This window comes from Mesorhizobium sp. M5C.F.Cr.IN.023.01.1.1, from assembly GCF_003997585.1.
Classification (GTDB): Bacteria; Pseudomonadota; Alphaproteobacteria; order Rhizobiales; family Rhizobiaceae; genus Mesorhizobium; species Mesorhizobium wenxiniae.
Map to the genome: position 1 here is coordinate 1 of NZ_RZSU01000189.1, position 6592 is coordinate 6592.

Here is a 6592-nt window from a genome sequence, read left to right on the forward strand (position 1 = left end):
TTGGGGGGGCGGCGTCCTTTCAGCTTGTCGATGGCCGCGATCGCCGAATTGGCGGTCGCCAGCATCGGGTCGACGACGATCACCAGCCGGTCGGCGAGATCGCTCGGCGCCTTGAAGAAATATTCGACCGCTTCCAGCGTTTCGTGATCACGGTAAAGGCCGATATGGGCGACGCGCGCCGCCGGCACCAGATCGAGCAGACCTTCGAGCAAGCCGTTGCCGGCGCGCAGCACCGAGGCGAAGACCAGCTTCTTGCCCTCCAGCGTCGGCGCTTCCATCGTCTCGATCGGCGTTTCGATCGTCGTCGTCGTCAGTTCGAGATTGCGGGTGACCTCATAGCCAAGCAGCAGCGAGATCTCGCGCAACAGCCGCCGGAAGCCGGCCGTCGAGGTTTCCTTCTTGCGCATGATGGTCAGCTTGTGCTGGACAAGCGGGTGGTCGACGACGGTGACGCCCTGCATGGTGTTCTCCTAGCTGCGCAGGTGAATAGTGAATAGTGAATAGTGAATAGGTTTGCGAGTCCTTGGTTGAGCGGAAAGACTCGCGGTTGACGGCTTCACCATCCACCATCCACCATTCACCTGCCCTTGGCGTCGAGCCGACCCAGCAGCATTGCCTTGGTCTTCCTGTCGACGAAGGCGGCCTCGATGGCGGTTCTGGTGACGGCGGCGAGCGCTTTGTCGTTCATCGAAAAATGCTCTGCGGCAATGTCGTATTCGCTCTTCAGCGACGTCCAGAAATAGGGCGGATCGTCGGAGTTTAGCGTCACCTTGCAGCCTGCCGTCTGCAGTGCCCGAAAAGGGTGATCGGCGAAACTGTCGAAGACCTTCAGCGCGACGTTGGAACTGGGACAGCACTCGAGCACGACGCCTTCGTCGGCGATGCGCCGGACAAGGTCAGGGTTTTCGATGGCGCGCACGCCATGGCCGATGCGGGAGGGGCGGATGTGGTCGAGCGCGGCCTCGACGCTCTCCCAGCCCATCAGTTCGCCGGCATGGACGGTGATGCCGAGGCCGGCCTCGCGCGCGATTTCGAAGGCCCTGACATAATCCTCCAGATCGCCCATCCGCTCGTCGCCGGCGACGCCGAAGCCGGTGACCAGCGGATGCCCGCAGCGGGCAGCGAAGCGCGCTGCCTGCTCGATCGATTCGACCCCGGCATTGCGCACGCCGGTGACGATCATGCGGCCCTCGATGCCGGTCTTGGCCTTGGCGCGCGCCATGCCTTCGCCGAGCGCGTCCGTATAGGCCTTGGGCGACAGGCCGGCCCTGCCGGCGTGGTCCGGCGAGGTGAAGATCTCGGAATAGATGGCGCCGTCGCGGGCGAGGCTGGTCAGGTAATGATCGGCCAGCCGGGCATAATCCTCCTCCGTGCGGAACAGGTCGGAGGAGAAGTCATAGGCGGCCAGGAAGGAGGTGAAATCGTGCCAGACGAAAGAGCCATTCTGAATGTAGGGCGATGTGTCCTTGCCGTATTTCTGCGCCTGGCGGACGACGAGTTCGGGCGCCGCTGCCCCTTCGATATGGCAGTGCAGTTCCGCTTTCAAAGGCATGCAGTCATCCCGTCAGGTCTGTCCAGCTCATCGACATAAGTACGATTTCACGACCGAGAAGCGCGGCCGAACACCGCGCCTTAAACAATAGCGTCGGCACCATCGATCGGCTATGGTCCCGCCGGTTTTATGGCGGATCAAAAATAATGTCGGTTGAGAGAACCACGGCCGTTGGCGGCATGGAAACGTCCTATGGTTTCAAGCGTGTAGGGGCAGGCGAGAAGCAGTCCCTGGTCAATGACGTTTTCCACAAGGTCGCGGACCGCTACGATCTGATGAACGACCTGATGTCGGCCGGGCTGCACAGGCTGTGGAAGGACGCCATGGTCACATGGCTCAATCCACCGAAACGACCGGGCTGGAGCGTTCTCGACGTTGCCGGCGGCACCGGCGACATCGCCTTCCGCATCGTCGAGGCGAGCGGCAGGAACGCCCATGCCACGGTTCTCGACATCAACGGCTCGATGCTCGCCGTCGGCCGCGACCGGGCCGAGAAAAAGGGCCTGACGGCAAACACCGATTTCGTCGAAGCCAATGCCGAGGAGCTGCCTTTCACTGAGGCCACATTCGACGCCTACACGATCGCTTTCGGCATTCGCAACGTGCCGCGCATCGATGTGGCGCTTGCGGAAGCCTATCGCGTGCTGAAGCCCGGCGGGCGCTTCCTCTGCCTCGAATTTTCCGAGGTCGATATGCCGCTGCTCGACAAGGCCTATGAGGCGTGGTCGTTCAACGCCATCCCCAGGATCGGCAAGGCGGTGACCGGCGACGGCGAGCCCTATTCCTATCTGGTCGAATCGATCCGCAAGTTTCCCAATCAGCAGAATTTTGCGGCGATGATTTCCCGCGCCGGCTTCGACCGCGTTTCTTTTCGCAATTATTCCGGCGGCATAGCTGCGCTTCATTCGGGCTGGAAGCTTTGAGGCGAGCGCAGTCATGAGCAGCGTCGGCGCTGGTTTCAGGCTCGTGCGGGCCGGCTGGGTGCTGGTCCGCGAAGGCGTCGTCGCGGCGCTGCCGGGCGACGAGCTCTTCGGTCTGCCGAAACTCGGCTGGCGGATGGCGCGGCTGTTGACCCGCCGCCGCGCGCTTGCCTATGAGCGTGGCGACCGGCTGGCCAAGGCCGTCGTCCGGCTCGGCCCATCCTATGTCAAGCTCGGCCAGTTCCTGGCGACGCGGCCCGATGTCGTCGGCAACGACATAGCGCTCGATCTCGCCATGCTGCAGGACAAGATGCAGACCTTTCCGCAGGCCGAGGCCATAGCTGCGATAGAGGCTTCGCTCGGGCGCAAGGTTGGCGAGCTCTACGCCAGTTTCGGCGAGGCCGTCGCCGCCGCGTCGATCGCTCAGGTCCATATCGCCGAAACCCTGCAGGACGGCGTCGGTTCGCGGGTGGCGGTAAAGGTCATCCGGCCGGGCGTGCGCCGCCGTTTCTTTCGCGATCTCGAAAGCTATTTCCTCGCCGCCCGTCTCCAGGAAAAATACATTCCGTCGTCGCGCCGGCTACGTCCGGTCGAAGTGACCCAGACGCTGGCGCAGACCACCAAGATCGAAATGGATCTGCGGCTCGAGGCGGCAGCGCTTTCGGAACTCGGCGAGAACACCAAGGACGATCCCGGCTTTCGCGTCCCGTCCGTCGACTGGGAACGTACCGGCCGTGACGTGCTGACCATGGAATGGGTCGACGGCATCAAGTTGAACGACATTGCCGGCCTCGCTGCCGCCGGCCATGACCTGAAGGCGATCGCGGTCAACCTGGTCCAGTCGTTCCTGCGCCACACTCTGCGTGACGGTTTCTTCCACGCCGACATGCACCCGGGTAACCTGTTCGTCGAGCCCGATGGCACCATCGTCGCTGTCGATCTCGGCATTGCCGGCCGGCTCGGCAAGAAGGAGCGCCGGTTCCTCGCCGAAATTCTCTACGGCTTCATCACCCGTGACTATCTGCGCGTCGCCGAAGTGCATTTCGAGGCCGGCTACGTGCCGCGCCAGCATAATGTCGCAGCATTCGGCCAGGCGATCCGGGCGATCGGCGAGCCGATCCACGGCCAGCCGGCTGAAACCATCTCGATGGCCAAGCTCTTGGCGCTTCTGTTCGAGGTGACCGACCTCTTCGACATGGCGACGCGGTCCGAACTGGTGCTGCTGCAAAAGACCATGGTGGTGGTCGAGGGCGTCGCGCGCACGCTCGACCCGGCCTTCAACATGTGGAAGACGTCAGAACCGGTGGTCGGCGGCTGGATATCGGGCAATCTTGGCCCGCGTGCCCTGCTGGCCGACGCGCGGGACGGCGCCAGCGCGTTGCTGGCGCTGGCCCGCCAGGCGGCGGACCTCGCCGCCCGCACCGAGCGGCTGTCGCGCGAGATCGATTTGATGGCCGAACACGGGCTGCGTTTCGACGAAAGGACGGCGCGCGCGATCGGCAAGGCCGAGGCGCGCCACACCCGCTCCGGCCGGCTGGCGCTGTGGGTGATCGCGGTGACGCTGGTTTATATCGCGTGGAAGTTGCTCTGAGTGCATGCGATGACAGCAGTGCTGTCATTGCATGCAACTCGCCTATTACTATATTGAGGCAAGGAGCAATGCCATGAGCACCATCACAATCCGTAAACTTGATGACAGGGTGAAGCAGGTGCTTCGCGAACGCGCTGCTGCCCGCGGGGTCTCGATGGAGCAGGAGGTGCGGGATTCCTTGCGTGAGGTGACAATCCCCAAAACCGGGCTTGAGAATGGGGGGTGGCGGCTGAAGGCGTCGCGTGGCGAAATCCTGGCGCTCGGACGGAAGCTGGAAAACCCATTCGACCCAAAGGTGCCCACCACCAACAATGGACAGGAACTGGCCTCGGGCATGACCCTCTCCGGCAAGCGCATTCTGCTGATCATCGGCGGCGGCATCGCCGCCTACAAGGCGCTGGACCTGATCCGCCGGCTTCGCGAGCGCGGCGCCGCCGTGCGTGTCGTGATGACCGCTGCGGCGCAGGAGTTCGTGACCACGCTGTCGGCCGGGGCGCTCTCCGCCGACCACGTCTTCACCGATTTGTTCGACCGCAATGACGAACACGATGTCGGCCACATCCGCCTGTCGCGCGAGGCCGACCTTGTCGTCGTGGCGCCGGCCACCGCCGACCTGATGGCGAAGCTCGCCAATGGCCACACCAGCGATCTTGCCTCCACCGTGCTCATCGCCACCGACAAGCCGGTGCTGATGGCGCCCGCCATGAACCCGAAAATGTGGTCGCATCCGGCGACCCGGCGCAACCGAGCGACATTGCAGAAGGACGGCATCGCATTCGTCGGCCCGGCGAAGGGCGAGATGGCCGAGAGCAACGAGGCGGGCGAAGGCCGCATGGCCGAACCGCTGGAGATGGTCGCTGCGATCGAGGCGCTGCTCGATATCGGGCCGAAGCCGCTGGCAGGCAGAAAGATCATCGTCACCTCAGGTCCGACGCATGAGCCGATCGACCCGGTGCGCTACATCGCCAATCGCTCGTCCGGCAAGCAGGGCCATGCCATCGCGGCGGCGCTGGCTAGGCTGGGCGCCGATGTGCACCTCGTCTCCGGTCCGGTCGGCATTGCCGATCCGGCTGAGGTGACAACACTGCATGTCGAAACCGCGAACGAGATGAAAGACGCTGTCGAACAGCTGCTGCCGGCGGACGCGGCGGTGTTCGTTGCGGCGGTCGCCGACTGGCGCAGCGAGACTTCGGCCGGCGAGAAGATCAAGAAGGTGGCGGGCGAGGGGCCGCCGGCGCTGCAGATGATCGAAAACCCCGATATTCTTGCCGGTGTCGGTCATCACAGGAAACGGCCCAGCCTGGTCGTCGGCTTTGCCGCCGAGACGGAGGATCTCATCAGGAACGCCGAGGCAAAGCTCAGGAAGAAAGGCGCCGATTTCATCGTCGCCAACGACGTGTCCCAAAAAGGCGGGGTGATGGGCGGCGACCGCAACCGGGTGCGGATCGTCTCGAAGGCCGGTGTCGACGAATGGCCCGAGATGAGTAAGGACGAGGTGGCGACGCGGCTTGCGGCATTGATCGCGGAGCGGCTGAAGACGATCACTGTCTAGAGCGGCGGACTTTCAAGTTGAAGCGTACCGCCGCTCTATCTTCTTGTTTGAGCATCGGATTTTCCCAAAACCGGTACCCACTTTTGGGTCCGATGCTATCCGGTCGCTTCCTGTGGCCGGGCTGCCGGTCCCGAGATCCTGAGGGCGGCGAGGCATCCCAGAATCCCGAGTGGCACGAAGGCGAGAAACAGCCAGGTGGCGACATTTGCCGCCGCTTCGCGGTTCAGGCCTTCGGAGAAACCGCTGGCATTGGCGACGATGCTGGTCAGCGCGGCACCCACCGCATAGCCAATGCGCTGCATGGTCGGCACGGCGGCGGAGGCGATCGTCTGCTCACCATCCCCAGCCGATGCCACGATCACGCGTGTGACGAAGGGCCAGGCAATGCCGAAGCCGCCGCCCTGCAGCAAGGCGCAAAACAGGATCAGCGGAATCGAACCCGCCGGCACGGCGTAGGCGAAGCCGGCGATGCCGGCCGCGATCATCAGTGCGCCGCCGGTGATGATCAGCCTCTCGCGTTCCGGCGGCGCATTGGCGACGAGGATCGACAGGATCGACCAGGCGATCGATTCGGTGGCGATGATATAGCCGGTGGTCAGGATCGGAATGCCGTGCAGGCTGGTCAGAAGCAGCGGCCCGTAGACGGCGAAGGAACAGGTCGCCACCGAAAAGGCGGCGACCATGGTCATGCCTGCGCCGACCGGCGTGCGCCATGAGAACAGCCGCGACGGGAACAGCCGCGAGCCCGGCTTCAGCGCGTCGATGCGGATGAACAGCGCAAGCCCGATCAGTCCGAGGACCAGCAGTAGAGAGGAACGCAGCAGGGCAATGTCGACCCCAGCCGTGGCAATCAGCACGACGCTGACGGCAAGGCAGCCGAGCGCGGCAAAGGGGAAGGGCGGCGCCGTTCCAGTGATCGCCTGTGGCCTGGTTGCCTCAGGCGTGTCGAGCACGATAAAGCTCGCCAGCGCCATAGC

Annotated in this window: 5 protein-coding genes and 1 pseudogene; 3 read left to right on the plus strand and 3 right to left on the minus strand. The window is 64.1% G+C overall.

What is annotated here, in order from left to right:
• Both upp and EOA78_RS34560 read right to left on the minus strand, forming a co-directional pair.
• Positions 1 to 461, minus strand: a 461-nt coding sequence (gene upp / locus EOA78_RS34555) for a uracil phosphoribosyltransferase (RefSeq protein WP_127320115.1), incomplete at its 3' end; no start/stop codon positions are given.
• Between the two features lie 116 nt (positions 462 to 577).
• Positions 578 to 1552 (minus strand): adenosine deaminase, encoded by a 975-nt coding sequence (locus EOA78_RS34560; RefSeq protein ID WP_127320117.1) that lies wholly within the window; start codon positions 1550 to 1552, stop codon positions 578 to 580.
• Between the two features lie 146 nt (positions 1553 to 1698).
• Here EOA78_RS34560 and ubiE point away from each other — a divergent pair, with 146 nt between their 5' ends.
• The 3 genes from ubiE to coaBC all read left to right on the plus strand — a co-directional run bounded on the left by ubiE (position 1699) and on the right by coaBC (position 5615).
• A complete protein-coding gene (gene ubiE / locus EOA78_RS34565) occupies positions 1699 to 2475 on the plus strand; it encodes a bifunctional demethylmenaquinone methyltransferase/2-methoxy-6-polyprenyl-1,4-benzoquinol methylase UbiE (protein WP_127320119.1) in 777 nt (258 codons plus the stop codon).
• Positions 2476 to 2488: 13 nt separating this feature from the next.
• A complete protein-coding gene (gene ubiB, locus EOA78_RS34570; protein WP_127320121.1) occupies positions 2489 to 4063 on the plus strand; it encodes a 2-polyprenylphenol 6-hydroxylase in 1575 nt (524 codons plus the stop codon).
• Between the two features lie 73 nt (positions 4064 to 4136).
• Positions 4137 to 5615 (plus strand): bifunctional phosphopantothenoylcysteine decarboxylase/phosphopantothenate--cysteine ligase CoaBC, encoded by a 1479-nt coding sequence (gene coaBC / locus EOA78_RS34575; protein ID WP_245477992.1) that lies wholly within the window; start codon positions 4137 to 4139, stop codon positions 5613 to 5615.
• A gap of 95 nt (positions 5616 to 5710) precedes the next feature.
• Here the strand turns inward: coaBC and EOA78_RS34580 are convergent.
• A pseudogene (locus EOA78_RS34580) lies at positions 5711 to 6592 on the minus strand (MFS transporter); the annotation flags it as partial.

Excerpts from the sequence above, each read along its gene's own strand:
- coaBC (WP_245477992.1), top strand. The coding sequence starts at position 4,137 with ATGAGCACCATCACAATCCGTAAACTTGATGACAGGGTGAAGCAGGTG.
- EOA78_RS34560 (WP_127320117.1), bottom strand. The coding sequence starts at position 1,552 with ATGCCTTTGAAAGCGGAACTGCACTGCCATATCGAAGGGGCAGCGGCG.
- ubiB (WP_127320121.1), top strand. The coding sequence starts at position 2,489 with ATGAGCAGCGTCGGCGCTGGTTTCAGGCTCGTGCGGGCCGGCTGGGTG.
- ubiE (WP_127320119.1), top strand. The coding sequence starts at position 1,699 with ATGTCGGTTGAGAGAACCACGGCCGTTGGCGGCATGGAAACGTCCTAT.